This window comes from Acidipila sp. EB88 (assembly GCF_003858395.1).
Taxonomy (GTDB): domain Bacteria; phylum Acidobacteriota; class Terriglobia; order Terriglobales; family Acidobacteriaceae; genus EB88.
In genome coordinates, this window is sequence record NZ_QWEV01000005.1 from 1,875,480 (window position 1) to 1,895,311 (window position 19,832).

The window sequence follows — 19,832 nt, forward strand, 5'->3', positions numbered from 1 at the left end:
CAACGCCTAAGCTAGGCTGCCCAGGCAGCAGCCTCTCGAACCAGCCCTCAGCATCGAGCAAGCCGCCAGCTAAGCCTGCTGCTGCCCAGCCTCCCCAAGCGTCACCCGCACCGTCATTTTCCTTTGCCCGCGATAAAACGTCACCGATACCGCGTCCCCCACCTGGTGCTTGTCCATCAGGTCCGAAATATCCTCGGCCGCCGTCACGGCCTGCCCATCAATCGCCACAATCAGGTCGCCGCCCAGCACAATCTGCATGTTCCCCAGGTACGCCCGCTCCGAGCCACCCCGCAAGCCTGCCTGCTGCGCCGCTCCCCCCGGCACCGTCTGCTCAATCAGCATTCCCGAGTTCGCCGCCAGCCCCATCTGCTGCGCCAGTTCCGGCCCGATCGGCAAAGAGCGCACCCCCAGCGAAGGCCGCCGCGAGTGCCCGTAGCGTTCAATGTCCGCCAGCACCGCCTTGACCGTGTCGATCGGGATCGCAAAGCCGATCCCCGCGCTCTGGTCTACCGACTGGTTCGGATTGGTCGCGATCAGCGAGTTGATCCCGATCACCTCGCCCCGCGAGTTCAGCAGCGGTCCCCCGGAATTACCAGGGTTGATCGCCGCGTCTGTCTGGATCGCATTCTCGATCTGGCCGCCCTCCGGCCCATGGATGGACCGGATCGCCGAGATGATTCCCGTCGTCATCGTGCCGCTCAGGCCGAATGGGTTACCGATCGCATACACCTTCTGCCCCGGCACCAGGTCATGCGACTCCGCCAGCAGCACCGGCTGCAGGTTGGGCGCGTCGATCTGCAGCAGTGCGAGGTCATGCCGCTGGTCTTTGCCGATAATCCGCGCCTTGTAGCGGTGCTTGTCGGCCAGCTGCACCTCGATATTCTGGGCGTCCGCAATGACGTGGTAGTTCGTGGCGATATGGCCCTGGCGGTCCAGGATGAACCCGGACCCCTGCCCCTGCGACGGCACCGGCCCATAGAAGAAGTCCATCTGCAGCGAGGTCGACGTCACGTTGACCACCGAGGGCAGCAGCCGCTTGTAGACCGCGATATTGGTCAGCTCCTCCGCGTCATACTCGGGCGCAGCCTTGACCTCCTCCAGCACCAGCGGCGCGGTGGACCGGCTGATCGGCATCGAGCCGTGCCCCGGCAGCAGCGCCACCGGCGAAAACCCCGGCAGAAAAGAGTGCCCGGCGGCGAAGTACCACACGCCACCCACCAGAAGAACCGTCACCAACAACCGTCGCAGCATCATTGCTCTTGCTTCCTCACACCGTTAGACCCTGGATCGCCCCAGGATGTTTCCCCTTCCATCTTCACCCAGGAAAACAGCTCCGCAAACAGATCCACCCGCGTACCCGGTAACCACCGGCTCCACAAAACGCTATCAGCAGGGACCCGCTGCCAGGACCCCAGCCAAAACGATGCTGAGCCGAGTGCCAAGGCAATAACGAAGCGCACGAAAGCGGTGCCGGTGCGAGCGCAGAACGTCGGCAAACGGGCATCCAAACAACGCCGCCACAGGCTCCCTATCGGCCTCTGCCCTTCCACCGTTCAATGCTGGTCAGCGGAAAATCAGCAGAAGCCCCAAAACATTCCCGTTTCCAGCCAGGATCCATCCTCCACGGCATCCAGTCACCAGCCCAACCGCACAAAATCTGGTCTCACCCACCCCGCTCCGCATCCTGCCGCAGCGCCGCAAGCACCCGCAGCGCCTCTCGCCGCAAAAGCACCAGCGTCCGGTCATTCTCAATTACGTAATCGCACAGCGCACGCTTTCGGCTCTCCGGGATCTGCGCCCGCATCCTGCGCCGCGCATCCTCGCGCAACTGCTCGCGCCTTGCCGGGCCGGCCTCCGGCCCACCCACGCGCAGCGCAAACCGCTCCACCCGCATCGCCTCCGGGGCAGCCACCAGCACCAGTCGCCCAAATCGCTCGCGCCAGCCCGGCACGGTCGCCTCGCCCGCGCTTGCCACCCCGTCCGCGGGTGCTCCTGCCGGCGTCGGGGCTTCCAAGCCGCCCGAGGCCTCAAAGATCAGTGCTGACTCCACCACAGCCAGCCGATGCTCTCCCTCCGACTCCAGCCGTCGCAGCGCCTGCTCCTGCGCCGCAATCACCGCCGGGTGCACAATCCGGTTCAACTGCAGCAGCCCACCTCCGTCAAACGCAGCACGCGCCAGCGCCGCCCGGTCGAGCCGCCCTTCCGCGTCCACCACGCCCGGCCCAAATGTTTCCACAATCGCCGCAAAGACCGGCTCGCCCGGCTGCATAAGCGTGCGCCCAAGCGCATCGGCCTCCAGCACCGGCACCCCGGCTTCGGCCCACACCAGAGCCACCGCACTCTTGCCACTGCCCACTCCGCCGGTCAGCCCTACTCTCAACATAGGTGGCTCCTGCCTGCTCTCGCACTCACTAGAATAGAAGCCATGCCCCGCCCTGCCCACAACGCCGCGCCGCCTTCCGCCTCAGCCCTGCCCGCGCGCCGCGCGCCGGTTCCCGCGGCCGTTCTCGACCTGCTGTGCTGCCCTGTTTGCCACGGAGCACTCACGCAGCCCGCCGAAGCCACCATCCAGTGCACCGCTTGTCAGCGCCGCTATCCCCTGCGCGACGGCATTCCCGTGCTGATTGCGTCTGCCTCGCTGGCCTAGGCGGTTCTCTCGAAAACAGTCCTGCCCGGTGTAGACACTCGGGCCCATATTCCCGTCCCATGAATAAGGCGGCTCGGCCCCGGCAACAGCAGCAGCCTTTCCGTGCTCTTACGTTGCAAGCGCACAGGCGACTTCTCCACACAAGGCGAACAACGCAATGACAGAACAGAAACGCGTCGAGAAGTTCAACAGCTTTGACCTGGGTGCCCTGCGCAACCACCTCATGCAGGCCGACCTCGATTCGTTCCAGGCTTCCGAACTTCTGGCAGCCTTTCTGAATGGACGCGGCTACGGCGTGGACGCCCGGCTCGTGCCCGACGCTATTCTCCGCATGGACGGTGGCCAGTGCGACACTGCCTGCATGCAGACCGAGCTGGAACGCGTCGCCCTCGTCATGTAGCTGGTTTGGCATGGCGCAGTATGGAACAGGTCCACGCCGAACCCGGCCCGGGACTCCATCGAGCAAACTCCGCCACACTTGCCATCCCAGGCTCTCCACCTGGCAAAACCTCCGGCAGCGCCTGCGCCGGACGATCATAACCTCATATTTCCCGCCGTCGAGCCGGACGCACCCGCCTGGTCGTGCCACACTGCCCCTAGGCAGTTCCACACACGCGGTTGCTCAGGAATAAGCGGACAGAAAGCGGTGCTCCCGACATGAACACGCAGACCCACACAGCCCCCGCTCTCCTGCATCGCTTCGCCGCACGCATGGACCACGTCCAGCCCTCCGCCATCCGTGAGCTCTTCCGCTACGGCGCCGACCCCCGCGTCATGTCGTTCGGCGGCGGCTACCCCGATGCCTCCCTGTTTCCGCTCGAAGCTTTCTCCACCGCCTACCAGGCCGCCATCGAGCAGCACGGACCCCTCGCCCTGCAGTACATCGGCACCGTCGGCGTCTACCGCCTGCGCGAGCAGATCGCCGCCCGCATGTGCGCCGATGGCGTTCCCTGCACGGCCGAAGACGTCCTGATCCTGCATGGAGCACAGCAGGGCCTTGACTTGGTCGCCCGCATGCTCATCGACAAGGGCGACGTCCTGCTCTGCGAAAGCCCCACCTTCCTCGGCGGCCTCATCGCCTTCAATCCGTACGAGCCTCGCTACTGCGGCATCCCCATGGACGACGATGGCATGGACATGGATGCGCTCGAGCACATGCTCGCGCTCCATCCCGAGGCCAAGCTCCTTTACACCGTGCCCGACTTCCAGAACCCGTCCGGCGTCACCCTCTCGCTCGAGCGCCGCCTCCGCCTCATGGAGCTCGCCCGCCGGCACGACCTCATCATCCTCGAGGACAGCCCCTACCGCGATCTCCGCTTCGAAGGCGAAACCCTCCCCACGCTCAAGAGCCTCGACCCCGATGGCCGCGTCATCTTTCTCGGCTCATTCTCCAAGATCCTCGCCCCCGGCCTGCGCCTCGGCTGGGCCGTCGCCTCGCCCGAGCTGCTCGATAAGCTCGCTCTGCTCAAGCTCGCCGCCGACTCGCAGTGCTCTACCCTCAACATGGTCGCCATCTCGCTCATGCTCGAGACCTTCGACCTCGAAACGCACATCAACACAATCCGCGACACCTACCGCGACAAGAAAGCGCTCATGCTCCACACCATCCGCGAGCACTTTCCCGCCTCGGTCCACTACACCAACCCCAGCGGCGGACTCTTCACCTGGCTCACCTTCCCCGAGGGCTTCGACAGCGCTCGCTTCATGCTCGAGTACGCCCTGCCCGAGGCCAAAGTCGCCTACGTTCCCGGCGCCACCTTCTTCCCCATCGAGGTGCGCCGCAACCACGCCCGCCTCTCCTACTCCAGTGCCCCCTCGCAGATGATCACCGACGGCATGACCGCCCTGGGCAAACTGCTGCAGCAACACCTGGGGTAAACGCCAGCAAAACCGCCTGCGCGGCTGGCGGTCCCTTCGGGACTTCTACTCGTTAAGGGCAAATAGAGGGATTCCTGTGTTGAAAGAACACATGTCCCGAAGGGACCGCCAGCCGCGTGGGCGGTCTTGCCCTTACCCGCGCGTTCCCGCTTTTCCCACCATCTTTGTCTCGCTCTCTGCTGCCGGCGCATCTCTATTCGCATGAAGCCAGTACGCCTGCCCGCTCGACCCACTTCATATCGCCACACCGCCTTGCTCACCGTCGCTGCCTTGTTCGCGATGCTTGCCGCGCCCCAGCTCCGCCCCCAGGCCGCTCCGGCCGCGCCGCCGCTGGCTCCCGCGCCCAGCATCGCGATCCCCGCGCCCGTGTTTCTGTACCCGGGTGGGGCGCCCGGCGCGCTCGGCCATGCCGAGGCAGACCGCCCGCGCTTCTACCCGTTTCTGCCCGCCACGCGATCCTCCAAAGCTGCCGTGCTGATCATTCCCGGCGGCGGCTATTACGCGGTCGCGCTCGGGCATGAGGGCATCCAGTACGCCCAGTGGCTCAACGCCCAGGGCATCGCCGCCTTTGTGCTCGACTACCGCGTCGCTCCCTACGCCTTTCCTGTCGAGATCCAGGACGGCGCCCAGGCCATGCGTCTGATCCGCGCTCACGCCGCCGACTACGGCATCGATCCCGACCGTATCGGCGTCTGGGGCTCCTCGGCCGGCGGTCACCTCGCAGCCACGCTCGCAACCCAGTGCCATGTCAGCGACGCGCCCGGTTCCGGCCTCTCCGGCCTTGGCTGCGAAGCCAACTTCGCCATCCTGTCCTATCCGGTCATCAGCATGGAGGCGCCGATCGCCCACGCCGGCTCTGTCACCAACCTGCTCGGCCCCAACCCCACCCCCGCGCAGTTGCACCAGCTCTCACCCCAGTACGCCGTGACCTCGGCCACGCCGCCGACGTTCCTGTTCGCCACTACCGGGGACCCCGTTGTGCCTGTCGCCAACAGCGTGGCCATGTACTCCGCCCTGCAAACCGCGCAGGTCCCGGTGGAAATGCACCTGTTCGACTACAGCAATCACGGCTGCGGCCTCTGTGGCGACATCCCCGAGCTCGCCGGCTGGCCCCTGCTGCTGCGCGCCTGGATGACCCACCATAGCCTCATCCCCCCGTCCGCGCCGCCGCCACCCCCACCTGCCGCCAACATGCCCGACTGGCCCGCCGGTATCGACGGCCCTGGCCACAAGAGTTAAGTTTTTGAGCTTTTAGAAAATACAAGTCCCGAAGGGACCGCCAGCCGCGCAGGCGGTTTCGCCCGCCTGCTACCCTGAAACAATGGCCTTATCGCAACACGCCGTGCCGGTCGAGGCAGCGGGAACGCGCCTCGACAGCTGGCTCACCGCCCAGCTTGAAGGCGTCTCCCGCGCCCGCGTCCAGCTCCTGCTCGAGCAGTCCAGCGTCCTCGTCAATGGCGAAACCGCCAAGCCCTCCCTGCGCCTCGAAGGCGGCGAGCACGTCGAAGTGCTCCGCGAGCCCGTGCTGCCCCCGCTCAAGGCCACGCCCGAAGCGATCCCGCTCGACATCATCTACGAAGACGGCGACCTCTCCGTCATCAACAAGCCCGCCGGCATGCTCGTGCACGCCGGCGCCGGCGCCCGCTCCGACGATTCGGAAGAAGACGCCGACCCCGACGCTCCGCCAGTCCCCAACGCCCGCGACCGCGGCACCCTGGTCAACGCCCTGCTCCATCACTACGGCGCCGACGGGGATGCATCGCTCTCTTCCGGCGGCGGCGACCCACTCCGTCCCGGCATCGTGCACCGCCTCGACCGCCAGACCAGCGGCCTGATTCTGGTCGCGCGCAACGACACCACCCATGCGAAACTCTCCGCCATGTTCGCCGAGCGCGCCATGCGCAAGACCTACGTCACGCTCGTGCACGGACACCTCGAGAAAGACCGCGGCACCATCAACGCCACCATCGGCCGCGACTCCGTGCGTCGCACCCGCATGACCACCAAGCGCGTCAATGGCGCGCGCTCCGCCATCTCGCACTACATCGTCGATCGCCGCATCTCCACGCGCTTCGGCCCGTTCACCCTGCTGCGCGTGCGCATCGAGACCGGCCGCACCCACCAGATCCGCGTCCACCTAAGCTCACTCGGCCACCCGGTCGTCGGCGACAACCTCTACGGCGCGCCCCACGAGATCCGCGCCGAAGCCGGCCAGAAGATCATCAAGAAAAGCCGCCGCCGCGCCCTCGACACCCTGTCGCTCGAGCGCAACTTCCTCCACGCCGCCGAGCTTGAGCTGGCCCACCCCCGCACCGGCGAACCGCTTGTCTTCAAGGCCCCGCTGCCTCTTGAACTCACCGGTTTCCTCGCCGACCTCGAAGCCCTACCCGAAGAGCAAGCCGACACCGCCGCCGAGTAGAACACAAGCAAAACCGCCTGTGCGGCTGGCGACCACTCGCGGCATGTACTGAAAGACCCGAACACCCGATCCCCACCCAGCCACGTCTCGCACTCGAGACGTGGCCACCCCAACTCCCCTCCCAAAGCCATGTCATCCTGAGCGCAGCGAAGGATCCGCGGCCGCCCACCCTCAACTCCCGGCCACCCCGCTGCCTCTCCTCAGAACCGCACAACCAGCCAGCCGGGTGTCCCATGTCTCGCTTCTGAGACGAGGTAAGACAAACTCCGACCTGGCCAGCCCGGCAACCCCACCGCAAAACACCACCCACACCCCGAAATGTAGAATGGCTGCACGCCGATGAAGCTTCTGAAGTCCTTTGCCCTCCTGTGCCTTGCCGCACTCCCGCTCGTTGCCGCTGCCCCCGCACCCCGCGCCTGCGCGCAGGCTCCAACGCCCGCCACGCAGCCCGGCGCGACGCCCGCGACCACCCAGCCGCAAAGCCAGCCGCAAAGCCCGGCCCAAAGCTCAACGCCCGCCGCGACGCAGCCGCAGCCAGCCGCCCAGCAGGCCGCCCCGGCGCCGCAGGACAACGCAGCAGCCCCCGGCTTCACCCTGCGCTCCCAGGTCAACGAGGTCTACCTCACCTTCGCCGTCACTGACCGCCACGGCCACTTCATCGACAACCTCAAGCAGAGCGACTTCGCCCTGCTCGACGACGGCAAAACACCCGCTCAGGTCTACCGCTTCGAGCAGGACACCAACCTGCCCCTGCGCGTCGGCATCGTCATCGACACCAGCACCTCCATCCGCCAGCGCTTCGCCTTTGAGCAGCAGGCTGCCAACGAGTTCCTGCTCCAGATCCTCCGCCCCAAGTCCGACAAGGCCTTCGTCGAAGGCTTCGATCTCACCCCCGACTTCAAGCAGGACTGGACCAACAACCTCGACCTGCTCACCACCGGCATCGACGGCCTCCACTCCGGCGGCGGCACCGCGCTCTACGACGCCCTCTATACCGGCTGCCACAACAAGATGCTCGATGCCACCGAGCACCACGAGCCCGCGCGCAAAGCCATCGTTGTCATCTCCGACGGCGACGACAACCAGAGCCACGCCTATATCGAAGACGCCATCAAGGAGTGCCAGCGCGCCGAGACCTCGGTCTACGCCATCTCCACCAACGTCAGCCCCTCGCGTGACCGCGGCGACGATACCCTCCAGAAGATCGCCGACGCCACCGGCGGCCGCGCCTTCTACCCGACGCGCATTGAAGACATGCCCATCTCCTTCACCCAGATCCAGCAGGAGCTGCGCACCCAGTACTCCCTCAGCTACAAGCCCGCCGACTTCTCCGCCAACGGCGCCTTCCGCACCATCTACCTCTTCTGCCTCGACCGCCGCTACCAGGTCCGCTCCCGCACCGGCTACTTCGCGCCTCGGCCTTAGCCTCACTGGCTGCAGCAGCATGCGCGGCTCATCGCTAACCTCTAGCGTTAATGAGGCTAGGTCTTGCTTGACTTCCTAGACATATCTGGAGCGGTAATCATAGTTGCCCGATGAGCAATACCAATGATTGATATAGTGGGCCGACTGCTCTCCAGCGGCACTTCATAGGCTGACCGCTAGGTTGGCGAAGCTCCTCAAAGCAGTTGTTAGCATCGCCAGTCAAAATTAGAAGCTCAGGCCCAATGTCAGATATCGCGGACGCCCACCTAAAGATTGGTAGAGCTAACAAGCACATCAGCGATCTGAGAGTCGCAAAGTTCGCGTTTCTTTCCGATGATCCGTGCACCGTAGTCGGCAGGTACGACTATCAACAAGGACATACATCGATCAGGGTTGACAAGTTCAATGCGCCCCCACGGGAGATCTCGTTAGTAGCAGGGGACGCTCTTCATAACCTTCGAAGCGCTCTTGATCTCTTGGCATGCGCACTAGTAAAACGCAATGGCTATGAGCCCACTTCTAAGGTGTATTTTCCGATCAGCGACACGCTCGCAAAGTATGAATCTCACTCCCGTAGTAAGGTGCCGGGCATGTCCGATGCCGATAAAGTGGCGATCGATGCGTTTAAGCCGTACCAAAGCGGCAATGATCTTCTATGGGTATTGCACAGGCTGGATATCGAGGACAAACACCGCGTTGTATCAATCCCCATGATTGCGGTGGGAACGATAGGCATGCACCTGACCAACGAGTTTATTGAGAGGGAACTAAAAAAAACTGCTCCACCCAGCGGTTGGGGAAGTGTCGAGCCACAGACTTTTTGGTTTGACATACCCTGCCAACCGCCTACTAAGGTTGGTGACGAACTTGTGATTGTGAAATGGAACTGCGAAGGTAAAGAAGATATTAAGATCGCGTTTGACATCGCGATCAGCGAGCCTGTCACTATGAAGCGCTGGCCTCTTGTCCAAACATTGGAGCAGATGAGTGAGCTTGTGGCTGGCATCGTAAACAGCTTTGAAAAAACATAGCCGATCGATGTCGCGGCCTTCCGCTCCACTCAAAGACCGCGCTTGCAATTAACCCGTCTGACCCTACTATAGGTCCCTCTTGCCGACCCGCGAGCGAGCGAAAACCTACTCCGCCAGCCCCAACTCCCCATACCCCAATCCCAGCTCCGCACACAGCGCTCTCACCACCAGCGCATGATCCTCCCTCTGCGGCAAACCTGACACCGTCACCGTGCCAATCATCCCCGCCCCTGCCACGCGAATCGGAAAACACCCTCCATGCGCCGCATAATCCCGCTCCGGCAGCGCATACTTTGCCATTAAATCCGTGTCCTTTGCCTTCAACTCCAACCCGATCGCATACGACGACCTCGCAAACTTGGTGACGGTATTCACCTTCCTCCGCACCCAGTCCGCGTTGTCCGGCGTGGTCCCTGCAAGCGCCGCATAAAACAACGGCTGCTCAAACCGCCGCACCTCCACCACGATCGGCAACCCATCCTGCGCACCCGCAGCCCGCAACCACGATCCCAGCCGCCACGCCGTATCCCAGTCAAAGCGCGCAAACACCAGCTCCCGCTCCTGCCGCGCAATCCGCTCCAGATCTTCCGCAATTCCCATGCGCTCTCCTTAAGTACAAACCCGCCTGCGCGGCTCGCGGCCACTTCGTGGCATGTTTTTGCTTTTGAAAAGATCACCCGCCACGAAGTGGCCGCCTCCCGCGCAGGGGGTCTTGCTTCTAAGTCAACAGCCCCAACAACCCAGCCTCATCCAGCACCTTCACCCCTAACTCCTGCGCCTTCTCCAGCTTTGACCCCGCCTCTTCCCCCGCGACCACATAACTCGTCTTCTTACTCACCGACCCAGCGACCTTCCCACCCGCGCTCTCGATCTTCTCCTTGGCCTGCTCGCGTGTCAGCGTCGGCAGCGTGCCTGTCAACACAAACGACAACCCGGCCAACTCCTCGGTCCGCTCACGCTTCTTCGCCGTAAACTGCAACCCGGCAGCCCTTAATTCCTCCACCAGCTTCCGATTCGGCTCCTCCGAGAAGAACTCCGCGATACTCGCCGAGACGCGCGGCCCTACCTCGTTCACGCGCTCCAGTTCTTCCTGCGTCGCGGCCATCAGCGCATCCATCGATCCGAACTCCTCCGCCAGCAGCTCCGCCGTGCGCTCCCCCACGAACCGGATCCCCAGTCCATACAGCACGCGATATAACGGCGCCGTGCGCGACTTCGCAATCTCCGCCAGCAGCGCGTCCGCGGTCTTCTTGCCGATCCGCTCCAGCGACAGCAGCTTCGCTTCATCGAGCAGGTAGATATCCGCCACCGAGTGCACCAGCCCGCGCTCGAGCAGCTGCATCACCACCGCCTCGCCCAGCCCCTCGATGTTCATCACGCCGCGCGAAGCAAAGTGCAGCAGCGAGCCCGCCACCCGCGCCGGGCACGTCGCATTCACGCACCGGTGGTCCGCCTCGCCCTCGCTGCGCTTCACCTCCGCGCCGCAAACCGGGCAGTGCTCCGGAAACACGAACGGCCGCGTTCCCCGCGGGTGATCCTTGTCCGTTCCGTCCGCGCCCACCACCTCCACGACCTTGGGAATCACATCGCCGCCGCGCTCCACGCGCACCGAGTCCCCGATCAGCAGCCCCAGCCGCTCGATCTCGTCCTCGTTGTGCAGCGTCGCGCGCGTCACCGTGATCCCGCCGATGCCCACCGGGCGCAGCACCGCCACCGGCGTCAGCTTGCCCGTGCGCCCCACCTGCACCTTGATGTCCTCCACCACGCTCACCGCGAAGCGCGACGCGAACTTGTACGCCACCGCCCACCGCGGTGCTTTGCCCGTGTACCCCAGTCGACGCTGCAGCCCGGTCTGGTCAAGCTTGATCACCACGCCATCGATCTCGTAGCCCAGCCCCGTCCGGTTCGCCTCGGCCTTCTCGATAAACGCGAGCAGCTTGTCGAACTCGCGAATTGCCTCGCGGTGCGGGTTCACGCGAAACCCCGCTGCCGTCAGCGCATCGAGCGCAGCACTCTGTGTCGGCAGCAGCGGCGCGCCTTCCGGGTCCAGCAGAAAGTAGCCGTAAAAATCCAGCCGCCGCTGCGCCACCACGTTCGGCTCCAGCGTGCGAATCGTCCCTGCCGCCGCATTGCGCGGGTTCGCCGCCGGCGCCTGCCCCAGTGACTCGCGCTCCTCGTTCATCGCCAGAAACCCGGCGAGCGGCATCACCACCTCGCCCCGCACCTCAAACCGCTCCGGCAGCCCCGCCTTCTCGCGCTGCTTCGCACTGATCACCAGTGGCACCGACTTGATCGTGCGCACATTGCTCGTCACGTCCTCGCCCACCGACCCATCCCCACGCGTCAGCCCGCGCAAAAGCCGCACCGCGCCGCCTTCTTCCTGCCCCTCCTCACCCGGCCCAAAGTGCAGCGCCATCGACAAGCCATCCAGCTTGTACTCGCACACATAACTCACATCCGCGCTCGGCCCCGCCAGCTCCCGCGCGCGCCGGTCCCACTCCCGCAGCTCCGCCTCGCTGTTCACGTTGTCCAGCGACAACATCGGCCGCGAGTGCGCCACCTTGCTGAACCCGTCCGCTGCCTTGCCGCCCACCCTCTGTGTCGGCGAGTCCGGCGTCACCCACTCTGGGTGCTCACCCTCCAGCCCCTGCAACTCGCGCATCAGCGCGTCATACTGCAGGTCGTCGATCTCCGGCGCGTCCATCACGTAGTACAGGTACTCGTGGTGTCGCAGCAGCTCGCGCAACGCGCCCACCCGCTCCTGCGCACTGTGCGTGTTTGTGTGTTTGTCGCTCCCCACCTGCTGTGCCGCCTTTGCCGCCGATTTCGCCACGGTCTTTTTCTCCTCGCCCATCCTACCGACTCCGACCCACTCTTTTGCCCCCGCTCCACGCGCGGGCAGTGCATCCTTAGAGGCACACACGATGGAACCCGTTACCCACTTCCTCACCGGCGCCTGCCTTGGCCGTTCCGGCTTCAACCGCCGCACCGCCTACGCCACCCTCACCATGTGCCTCGCCGCCGAGGCGCCCGACATCGACGTCCTCTTCTCGCTCGGCGGCCCTGTCACCGGCTTCGCCCACCACCGCGGCATCACCCACACCCTCGTCGGCGCACCCTTTATGGCCCTCGCCGTGGTCGGCGTCGTCTGGTGCCTCGCCGCCCTGGGCCGCCGCTTGGGCCGCAAGCCCCCCGCCCAACCCGTGCGCTGGCTGCTGCTCTTCTTTCTCGCGCTGCTGGCCGACTTCTCCCACCTGCTCCTCGACTTCACCAACAACTACGGCATCCGCCCCTTCGCGCCCTTCAACCCGCACTGGTACGCCTGGAGCATCGTCTTTATCTTCGAGCCGCTGCTGTTCGCCGCCCTGCTGCTCGCACTCGTGCTGCCCGCCTTGTTCGGCCTCATCGACAACGAGGTCCGCCGCGCCCCGCAATCGACTCCACGCAGTCCCGCATGGGCCATCGCCGCGCTCTGCTTCGTGGTGCTCCTCTACGCTGTGCGCTCCCACGAGCACACCCGCGCCATTGCCATGGTTCACGCCCAGCACGCAGCCGCCCGCGGCGACGACTCCGCCACTCCTCATGAGCCCCTGCTCCGCGTCGCCGCCGAGCCCGTCATGGTCAACCCCTTCACCTGGCACACCATCGCGGCAACCGCCACCACCCACCAGTCCGCCACCGCGCACACGCGTGAGGGCCTGCTTGACCCCGCGGAGGTCACAGCCATCCCGCGCCTCACCCCGGCCATCACCGCCGCGCGCGCCTCCTATCTCGGCCGCGTGTACGGCGATTGGTCCTCCTGGCCCGTGATCGAAGACATCGGCGACGCCCCACCGCCCGACAACCCCGAACCACTCCCGCCAGGCGCGCATACCGTGGTCTTCTCCGACCTGCGCTTTTCCCGCGCTGCCCTCGGCCCGCTCGCCTCCGACGCTCCGCCTCTGTCTGGCTATGTGGTGGTTGGCAGCGACGGCGCCATCCTTGCGCAATGGATCAACGGCCGCCGGCAGCGTTGATCCCCGATTGCACGCGGCTCATGGCCATCTAGCCTTGCCGCTGCCGCATCACACCCGCACGGAGCATATCGAAATGTCTAAGTTCATGTGGATTCTTGGTGTTACCTTCCTGGGCGCAACCGCCTATGTTCTGTATTCCAATCAGCTCACCCCGGGACCCCAATACGCCGGCGACGATGTGGATGAGTTCGGCAACAACATCGGAAGCTGGGGCACAAAGCAGCGAGTCACAGGTACCGGCAGCAAGCTCGGTGGCAAGCTCAAGCAGGGCTTCGGCAAGCTCACCGGCGACGAACAGACCGAGAGCGAAGGCTACGTCGACGAAGCCGTAGGCAACATCAAGGATGGCGTCGGCCAGGCCGCGCATGCAGTCTCCGACGCAGTCTCCAACCTCAAGAGCTAGGCTTCGTCGCGCTTGTCACACCAGTCGTAGCCCGGCGGGCTGTTCCCCACAGCCTGCCTTCACTCCCGCTCCCCCCGAGATCCTCCATGCCCTTGCAAGACCGTGTGACTCCGAGCACGACCCATACCTTCCTTGACGACCTGTGGGACCCCCGCGTCGCGCGCGTGCTTTCCACGACGCTGATCTTTCTGATCGTTCTGGCCTTCGTGCACGCCGCGCGCGAAACCCTGACGCTGTTCCTGTTCGCGATCCTCTTCGCATACTTCCTGGCACCGCTGGTATCGCGTCTTGAGAAGCCCCTGCGTGGCCGTGGCCGCGCCATTCTCGTTGTGTATGCCGTCTTGATCGGCGTGCTCGTCGGCGTGGGCTTCATCGCCGGTCCGGCCATCGGCGACGAGAGCCGCGAGCTCACCATGAGCCTGCCATCTCTCCTGGATCGCCTCGGCTCCGGCCAGCTCATCCAGCAGTTCGGCCAGGCGCATCATTTGCGTCCCGCCGTGGTCAACCAGATCCAGGGTTTCCTGGTCAGCCATCGCACCGACATCCTCGGCTATGGCAAGGTCATCGGCTCCAAGATCGCCGAACCCGCCCAGCACATCTGGTGGCTGATCCTGATCCCCATCCTTAGCATCTTTTTCCTGCGGCAGGGAGAGGAGATCGCGCAAGGCGTCATCTCGCTGGGGCGCTCACGCGACGAGCGCACCTTCATCGAAGGTTTTGTCACCGACATCAATGTCATGCTCGGCTCCTACATCCGCGCGCAGATCATCCTGGCCTGCCTCACCCTCGTCGCCTACACGGTTGTGCTCAGCGTGCTGCGCGTTCCCTACGCCTTCATCCTTGGCCCGGTTGCGGGTTTCCTCGAGTTCATCCCGGTCGTCGGTCCCGCTGTCGGTTCTGCCGGCATCGTGGTCATCGCGATCCTTTCCGGCTACCCGCACGCCATCTGGCTGGTGCTGTTTCTGGGCATCTGGCGCCTCGTGCAGGACTACATCAGCGCCCCCCGCATCATGGGCAAGTCGCTCGAGATCAACCCCCTCCTGCAAATCTTCTCCGTGCTGGTCGGCGGCGAAGCAGCCGGTGTCGTGGGCGCCCTGATTGCCGTGCCGGTCACGGCCACCTTGCGCATCCTCGCCAAGCGTATCCGCATGCATCGCGCTCCTGAAGCCCCGGAGTCCAATCTCGTCGGCCCCACTGGCAGCGCCACCAATACCGCAGCCACTGCAACCATCATCCGCCCCTCCGCCTGACCACCAGGCATCAGGCAGTCAGCAGAAAAGGCGGCCCACGGGTCGCCTTTTCTATGCACCCTCACCACCGCGTGCGCCCCGTGTCTCGCTTCGGAGACGTGGGCGACGCAACGGCCCGCACCCCCAACCGAGCGACCCGGGCACACACAACCTTACCGTTCTCCACTCCCAACTAAGTGCCGGTACTTACTCGCCCCACCCGCTCGCTAAGTGGACCAGCGTTCCCACAATCCTCCTTTCCGCCCAGGCAACGTGGTATCCACGCTTGACCCGCCCCCTCTAACCCCGGACAATGGAAGGTGCCACTTCTGGAGCTGCCATGTTACCCGTAATCCTTCTTCTCGCTGCTTTCTGCAGCCACGTGCTGCCCCATCCCTGGTGGAACTTCACCGCCGTGGGTGCGTCGCTGCTCGTCTGGGGTGGCCGCCGACCCGCGCGTCTCTTCTGGCCTTCCGCCCTCCTGCCCGTCGCGCTGCTCGCCGCGGGCGACTACTACCTCACACGCGTCGTTTATGGCTTCCCATTCCACCTCAACAGCTACCTGCTTACCTGGGCCTGGTATGCACTGGTGATCGTGCTTGGCTACCTTCTGCTGCGCGGCCGTCCCGGCTTTGCGCGCGTCGCCGGTTCTGCCGTGCTCGCTTCGACCTCGTTCTTCGCGGTCAGCAACTATGCTGTCTGGGCTGCGCCCGGCTCCTGGTACCCGCACACGCTGGCCGGGCTTGAGGCCTGCTACACCCTGGCCCTTCCGTTCTATCGCAACGACCTGCTCTCCACCCTGGTCGTCGTGGGCGCAGTCTTCGGCTTGCCGGCGCTGGTCGCTCGGACCGCGCACACCCCCGCCACCCCCACCCGGGCTTAGGCGGTGCCCGGCAGGGTCATCCCGTGACCCTGCCGGGCCGGTCGTGTCTCACCCCGCAGCGGCGTGCACCCCGCCGCTTGCCACCCTACCCCATCATGCGTTCGATGCAGGGCGCCACTATACGCCCTGGCGCGGCAATCCTGTGCAGCGCATAAATATGCACCGCCCGAAATGACTCACCCAGTGCTCATCCGTTATTTTCTGCATACTTATGCACCAACCTCGAAAAAGGTGCATAAGTATGAATTCGCGTTGTTTAAAGCAACGCGCCAAAACGGGCTCATTTGCGCACATTTTTGGCCACATTTGCGCCTGTTTTGCGCCTTCTTGACTGCACCATGTGAAGTGCATATCCAGCAGGCTTGCAGCAGCCCTCGGAAACCTCTCGCCGTCCGCAAGCCGCGTCCTGGTTCCGGGTCGCACAAAGCTTGAATCAAGGTTTCCGCCACAGCCTCATTGGAAACCGTGGTTGTTGCAAAGAGCGGGCGGCTGCTTCCGCAAACCGCGCTCACTCCACTAGGGACATTCGCAGCGAGGCACCAGCACCGGCACGGCTGCCGGCTGTGCGCCTACCGCGCTCGCATCGCCCCGCCCAACATCGTCGCCAGACGCAAGCGGTTGATAGTAGCGCGCCTCTGGCTCAGCGCAACCCATACACAGCCGCTGTCCGTCCCGCTCCACCCAGCGCTCGTATGAGATACCCTCTCCGCACTGCGAGCACGCCACCCGCTCGCCCTTGTACCCCGGAAACTCCTTGGCATCGATCCGCACCGCGACCCACTCCTCCAGGAACAGGTCCGCATCCGGCATCTCGCGATACGCCCGCATCTGCTGCTGATTCTTGTTCTCGATCTCCGGGTAAAGCTCGCGCGCCTTCTGCTTCGAGGTCTCGGTAGCCACGATGCGCAGGGCCCTGCCGTCCGCCAGGTCCACAAACGTTGCGGCCATCTTGCCCCAGTCGCGCAGCTTCAGCGCACGCTTGCCCACGCGGCAGCCCGTCACCACGCCAATCGCGTCGGTGGCGCAGCGATCAATCTCGATGAAGCACACCAGCCGCTTGCGGTCGCGTCCACGCGGTTCTTCGATGCCCAGCCGCGCACATCCCAGCATCGCCATGCGCACGCCCAGGATCTGCCCCGCGCACAGGTGTCCATGGGCCTTTTCCGCATCTGCCAACAACAGTTCCATCGCTTCCATATGTTGATGGTAAATTGCGGCCTTCGCGCCTGCGTGTTCGCAACCAGTCTCAGTAATGGAAGATCAAATCGGATGCCGCGGTGAACTGACTGCTGCGCGCGCCGTTGTTGTACGCAGCCCGGTCCCACGATTGATCAAAACGCACCTCGGGCCGCAACTGCACGGTGGATCCAAACCAGTGCGTCCAGCTCAGCGTGTTCTCCGAGTAGCGCGTGGCCACTCCCGTGCGCTGCCCCTTCTTGTCATTCAGAAAGTCCGAGCGAAACGACACGTAGTCGTGCGGCGAGAACTCCCGCTGCACATAGTTGGCCAGCGCATACTCCGGCGCAAAACAACGCTGCGCGCCTGGTCGGCACGCCGCTCCGTTGGTTCCTTTCTCCGGTGCGATCGAACCCCCGGCCGCCGGCACGTCCCGCTCCGACATCGAGTACGCTTCCGTCGCCATGTGCACCGACTTTGAGAACCGGTGATACCACGTCGCGTCGTACTGCTGCATGTTGTTGTATGCGTACTCTCCGTCGTTGATGCCATTCGCACACGCGTAGATGTTGTCGTTCACCGAGTGCGTCGTATAACTCACACACGCGTCCAGCGACGGCTTCGCGTCGCGTGTCCATGGCGCCACGTCATGCGACGCGGTAAGTCCCAGCTGCACAAGCCACCGGTCTGAAAGCTTGATCGTCGCCAGGATGCCGGTATCGGTAAAAGGGTCCACCGCGTACAACAGTGAGTGCGAAAACACGTAGTTGTTCGGGGCCAGCTGCGCCTCGATCCCCGGGATGGAAATGAACCGGCCCGCGCGCACGTTCATTCCCTGTGCCACGTGCGGAAAATACACATCCACATACTCGAGCGCTGGGTCAAATCCATACTGATGGTGATCGTCCAGCAGTTGCTGCGACAGGTAGCCCTTGTCGGTTGTGTAGCGATAATCCGTGCCGTACAGCGCCGTCAGGTGATAGCCCCAGTCCACGTGTGCGCGCTGCACCGTGTCCGGCAATCGCTCCACGTACAACACGAACTGGTTCAGCTCGAAACGGTTTGCGTATGGATCATTCGCCACCGGCGCATTGGAGTCCGACGAGGTGCTTCCATTCACCGTCGGCTCTACCCATCCATACGCCTTGGTTCTCGAACGTGCTCCGTTGATCGCCGTCATCAGGGGATAACTCTGCGTGTCCGGCTCGCCGATCGTCGGTGAGCCTCCATACGACCAGTCGGAGCTTGGAAACGGCGGGGAGTCCAGCGGCGACGGCGCCCCTCGTCGCGCCGGTGCAGGCGCAGCAGCCACGCTCGTTGAAGGATGCCAGTCTGCTTTGTAATACGCCGCCCATCGTGCAAAGAACCCCGCGCGTGCGGGTGAGGCAAACGAAGCTACGGAAGTCGACGAATCCCTAGGCGCGGTCGGCAATGCGCCACCGCCGCTGCTCTCTCGCGACGCAGGCATCGTACCGGTTTGCGCGTGTACCGTGCCTGACGTTACAGCAGCAGCGCTCATCACGCAGACGATCCAACAGCAATGGCAAAAGCGCATGCATCAATAGATGCGCAGCGCCCCGGTTTGCGCGGGATGGCAAACTCTCCAGCGGGATGAAAAGATACGCATGAAACAGGGAACCGGGTCCAGCCGAATGGAGGCACATCCTCCTTCGCGTTCGAAGCCCCACCCACAACACGGTCGCGCGAACACAGCGCCTACCCGCACCATGCGAAAGCCGCCGTCTATGGCGTTTTATCCCCTGGTGCCGTCGGCTCAATTGCATCGCCGCCTTCGGCCAGCACCGCCGAGGCACCCACCAGGTCAAACGAAGCAGGCTGCGCCCCGGTAGCCTGGAAGGTGATGCGCAGCGGATCCCGCTGCCACGTCGCAGGCTCGCAGGCCGCCGCCGTGTGCGGCGCGGCTCCGTCCCATGGCGCAAGCTTGCGAACCACCAGCGGTTTCCTCGCTGCTACCTGTGCTACCACCGCATACAGTTGTTTCCCCGTCGAGGTCAGCCCGCAATACGCCGCATAGTCGCGAAACCAGCTCACCTCGGAAACAGCCGGATCATAGTCGGGCAGCTTCAACGGCACCATGTGACCGGCGGTGCGATCGATCAGCAGCCACGGCCCCTTCTGCCACACCCAGTGCTCATTCTTGTCGGTCGGCAGCGCGTCGTTGATGCGCAGCGCACGTCGCACCGCGAACGATCGGTCCGTGACGTCATGTGCCTCGCCGGTGGTCCACTCCTTGACGCGCCCATCCACCACCAGCGGGCGAAGCTTCAACTCGCTTTCACCCGCCCGCGCGCCCGCAGGGTCGCCTTCGCGCGAGTACGGCACCTTCTTCGCTCCGCCCAGCACCACCGAATGCACCCGGGGCGGTTTCGCTGGCTTGGGCTTTTTTGCGTCCGGGTCTTTCTCCCCATGCATCACGCCGGGGATCGCAAGCAGGGCACCGATCAGCAACAACAGCACGAGGGCACCGCCGGCGCCGCGCCATGCGCGCATGGCGCCGCCTACAGGCGGCCTGGGGCAGAACAGGTTTGTGGGAAACATGCCCACACATTACGACCACATCCACGCCGGCGCCATCTCTTTACCGCGTCCGCGTATTACTGAGGTGATCCACCTGCGCACGCCACCCATCGTGCTGCGTACCAAAGTGCATCTACTCGCCAGCAGGAAGAGCGACGCTGAGGCCGTACCCGCCCAAGGTTGCGTC

Annotated in this window: 18 protein-coding genes; 11 read left to right on the forward strand and 7 right to left on the reverse strand. The window is 64.5% G+C overall.

The genetic code is table 11. The features are described from left to right. Window positions 1–69 precede the first annotated feature (69 nt). Both D1Y84_RS08435 and coaE read right to left on the reverse strand, forming a co-directional pair. A complete protein-coding gene (locus D1Y84_RS08435) occupies window positions 70–1,254 on the reverse strand; it encodes a S1C family serine protease (protein WP_124848117.1) in 1,185 nt (394 codons plus the stop codon). A gap of 409 nt (window positions 1,255–1,663) precedes the next feature. Continuing rightward, complete coding sequence (coaE, locus tag D1Y84_RS08440) at window positions 1,664–2,383, reverse strand: dephospho-CoA kinase (RefSeq protein ID WP_124848118.1); 720 nt, start codon at window positions 2,381–2,383, stop codon at window positions 1,664–1,666. A gap of 42 nt (window positions 2,384–2,425) precedes the next feature. Here coaE and D1Y84_RS08445 point away from each other — a divergent pair, with 42 nt between their 5' ends. From D1Y84_RS08445 to D1Y84_RS08475, 7 genes are all read left to right on the forward strand, one after another. Beyond that, entirely contained in the window at window positions 2,426–2,647 is a 222-nt protein-coding gene (locus tag D1Y84_RS08445; protein WP_124848119.1) for a Trm112 family protein, read from the forward strand. Window positions 2,648–2,804: 157 nt separating this feature from the next. Beyond that, window positions 2,805–3,047: a hypothetical protein gene (locus D1Y84_RS08450; RefSeq protein ID WP_124848120.1), complete on the forward strand. Its 243-nt coding sequence runs from the start codon at window positions 2,805–2,807 to the stop codon at window positions 3,045–3,047. 257 nt (window positions 3,048–3,304) lie between these two features. Further along, window positions 3,305–4,525: a PLP-dependent aminotransferase family protein gene (locus tag D1Y84_RS08455; protein ID WP_199726378.1), complete on the forward strand. Its 1,221-nt coding sequence runs from the start codon at window positions 3,305–3,307 to the stop codon at window positions 4,523–4,525. Between the two features lie 201 nt (window positions 4,526–4,726). Further along, window positions 4,727–5,764, forward strand: a complete 1,038-nt coding sequence (locus D1Y84_RS08460; RefSeq protein WP_124848121.1) for an alpha/beta hydrolase — start codon at window positions 4,727–4,729, stop codon at window positions 5,762–5,764. An 82-nt stretch (window positions 5,765–5,846) separates the two neighbouring features. Next, window positions 5,847–6,944, forward strand: coding sequence for an RluA family pseudouridine synthase (locus D1Y84_RS08465; RefSeq protein WP_124848122.1), 1,098 nt, complete (start codon window positions 5,847–5,849; stop codon window positions 6,942–6,944). A gap of 339 nt (window positions 6,945–7,283) precedes the next feature. Beyond that, the gene (locus D1Y84_RS08470) at window positions 7,284–8,369 is read left to right on the forward strand and encodes a VWA domain-containing protein (RefSeq protein ID WP_124848123.1); all 1,086 of its coding nucleotides are present in this window, start codon (window positions 7,284–7,286) and stop codon (window positions 8,367–8,369) included. A gap of 590 nt (window positions 8,370–8,959) precedes the next feature. Further along, window positions 8,960–9,400, forward strand: coding sequence for a hypothetical protein (locus D1Y84_RS08475; protein ID WP_124848124.1), 441 nt, complete (start codon window positions 8,960–8,962; stop codon window positions 9,398–9,400). A 105-nt stretch (window positions 9,401–9,505) separates the two neighbouring features. On the opposite strand, the gene D1Y84_RS08480 is transcribed toward D1Y84_RS08475, so the two are convergent. Both D1Y84_RS08480 and ligA read right to left on the reverse strand, forming a co-directional pair. Further along, entirely contained in the window at window positions 9,506–10,000 is a 495-nt protein-coding gene (locus D1Y84_RS08480) for a heme-degrading domain-containing protein (RefSeq protein WP_124848125.1), read from the reverse strand. A gap of 118 nt (window positions 10,001–10,118) precedes the next feature. After that, window positions 10,119–12,200: an NAD-dependent DNA ligase LigA gene (ligA, locus tag D1Y84_RS08485; protein ID WP_233581562.1), complete on the reverse strand. Its 2,082-nt coding sequence runs from the start codon at window positions 12,198–12,200 to the stop codon at window positions 10,119–10,121. On the opposite strand from ligA, the gene D1Y84_RS08490 reads away from it, so the two are divergent. The 4 genes from D1Y84_RS08490 to D1Y84_RS08505 all read left to right on the forward strand — a co-directional run bounded on the left by D1Y84_RS08490 (window position 12,187) and on the right by D1Y84_RS08505 (window position 15,931). After that, window positions 12,187–13,416 (forward strand): metal-dependent hydrolase, encoded by a 1,230-nt coding sequence (locus D1Y84_RS08490; RefSeq protein WP_124848127.1) that lies wholly within the window; start codon window positions 12,187–12,189, stop codon window positions 13,414–13,416. The genes ligA and D1Y84_RS08490 overlap by 14 nt on opposite strands. A 73-nt stretch (window positions 13,417–13,489) precedes the next feature. Continuing rightward, window positions 13,490–13,819 carry a CsbD family protein gene (locus D1Y84_RS08495; protein ID WP_199726379.1) on the forward strand — a complete coding sequence of 110 codons (330 nt, stop codon included), beginning with the start codon at window positions 13,490–13,492 and terminating at the stop codon, window positions 13,817–13,819. 86 nt (window positions 13,820–13,905) lie between these two features. Continuing rightward, window positions 13,906–15,069 (forward strand): AI-2E family transporter, encoded by a 1,164-nt coding sequence (locus D1Y84_RS08500; protein WP_124848128.1) that lies wholly within the window; start codon window positions 13,906–13,908, stop codon window positions 15,067–15,069. Between the two features lie 319 nt (window positions 15,070–15,388). Continuing rightward, window positions 15,389–15,931 carry a DUF6580 family putative transport protein gene (locus D1Y84_RS08505; RefSeq protein ID WP_124848129.1) on the forward strand — a complete coding sequence of 181 codons (543 nt, stop codon included), beginning with the start codon at window positions 15,389–15,391 and terminating at the stop codon, window positions 15,929–15,931. A gap of 516 nt (window positions 15,932–16,447) precedes the next feature. Here D1Y84_RS08505 and D1Y84_RS08510 read toward each other — a convergent pair. The 3 genes from D1Y84_RS08510 to D1Y84_RS08520 all read right to left on the reverse strand — a co-directional run bounded on the left by D1Y84_RS08510 (window position 16,448) and on the right by D1Y84_RS08520 (window position 19,666). Continuing rightward, window positions 16,448–17,119: an FmdE family protein gene (locus tag D1Y84_RS08510; RefSeq protein ID WP_233581282.1), complete on the reverse strand. Its 672-nt coding sequence runs from the start codon at window positions 17,117–17,119 to the stop codon at window positions 16,448–16,450. A gap of 58 nt (window positions 17,120–17,177) precedes the next feature. Then, window positions 17,178–18,626 carry an outer membrane beta-barrel protein gene (locus D1Y84_RS08515; protein WP_124848131.1) on the reverse strand — a complete coding sequence of 483 codons (1,449 nt, stop codon included), beginning with the start codon at window positions 18,624–18,626 and terminating at the stop codon, window positions 17,178–17,180. Between the two features lie 224 nt (window positions 18,627–18,850). Then, on the reverse strand, window positions 18,851–19,666 hold the full coding sequence (locus D1Y84_RS08520) for a hypothetical protein (protein ID WP_124848132.1): 816 nt from the start codon (window positions 19,664–19,666) through the stop codon (window positions 18,851–18,853). Between the last annotated feature and the right edge of the window lie 166 nt (window positions 19,667–19,832).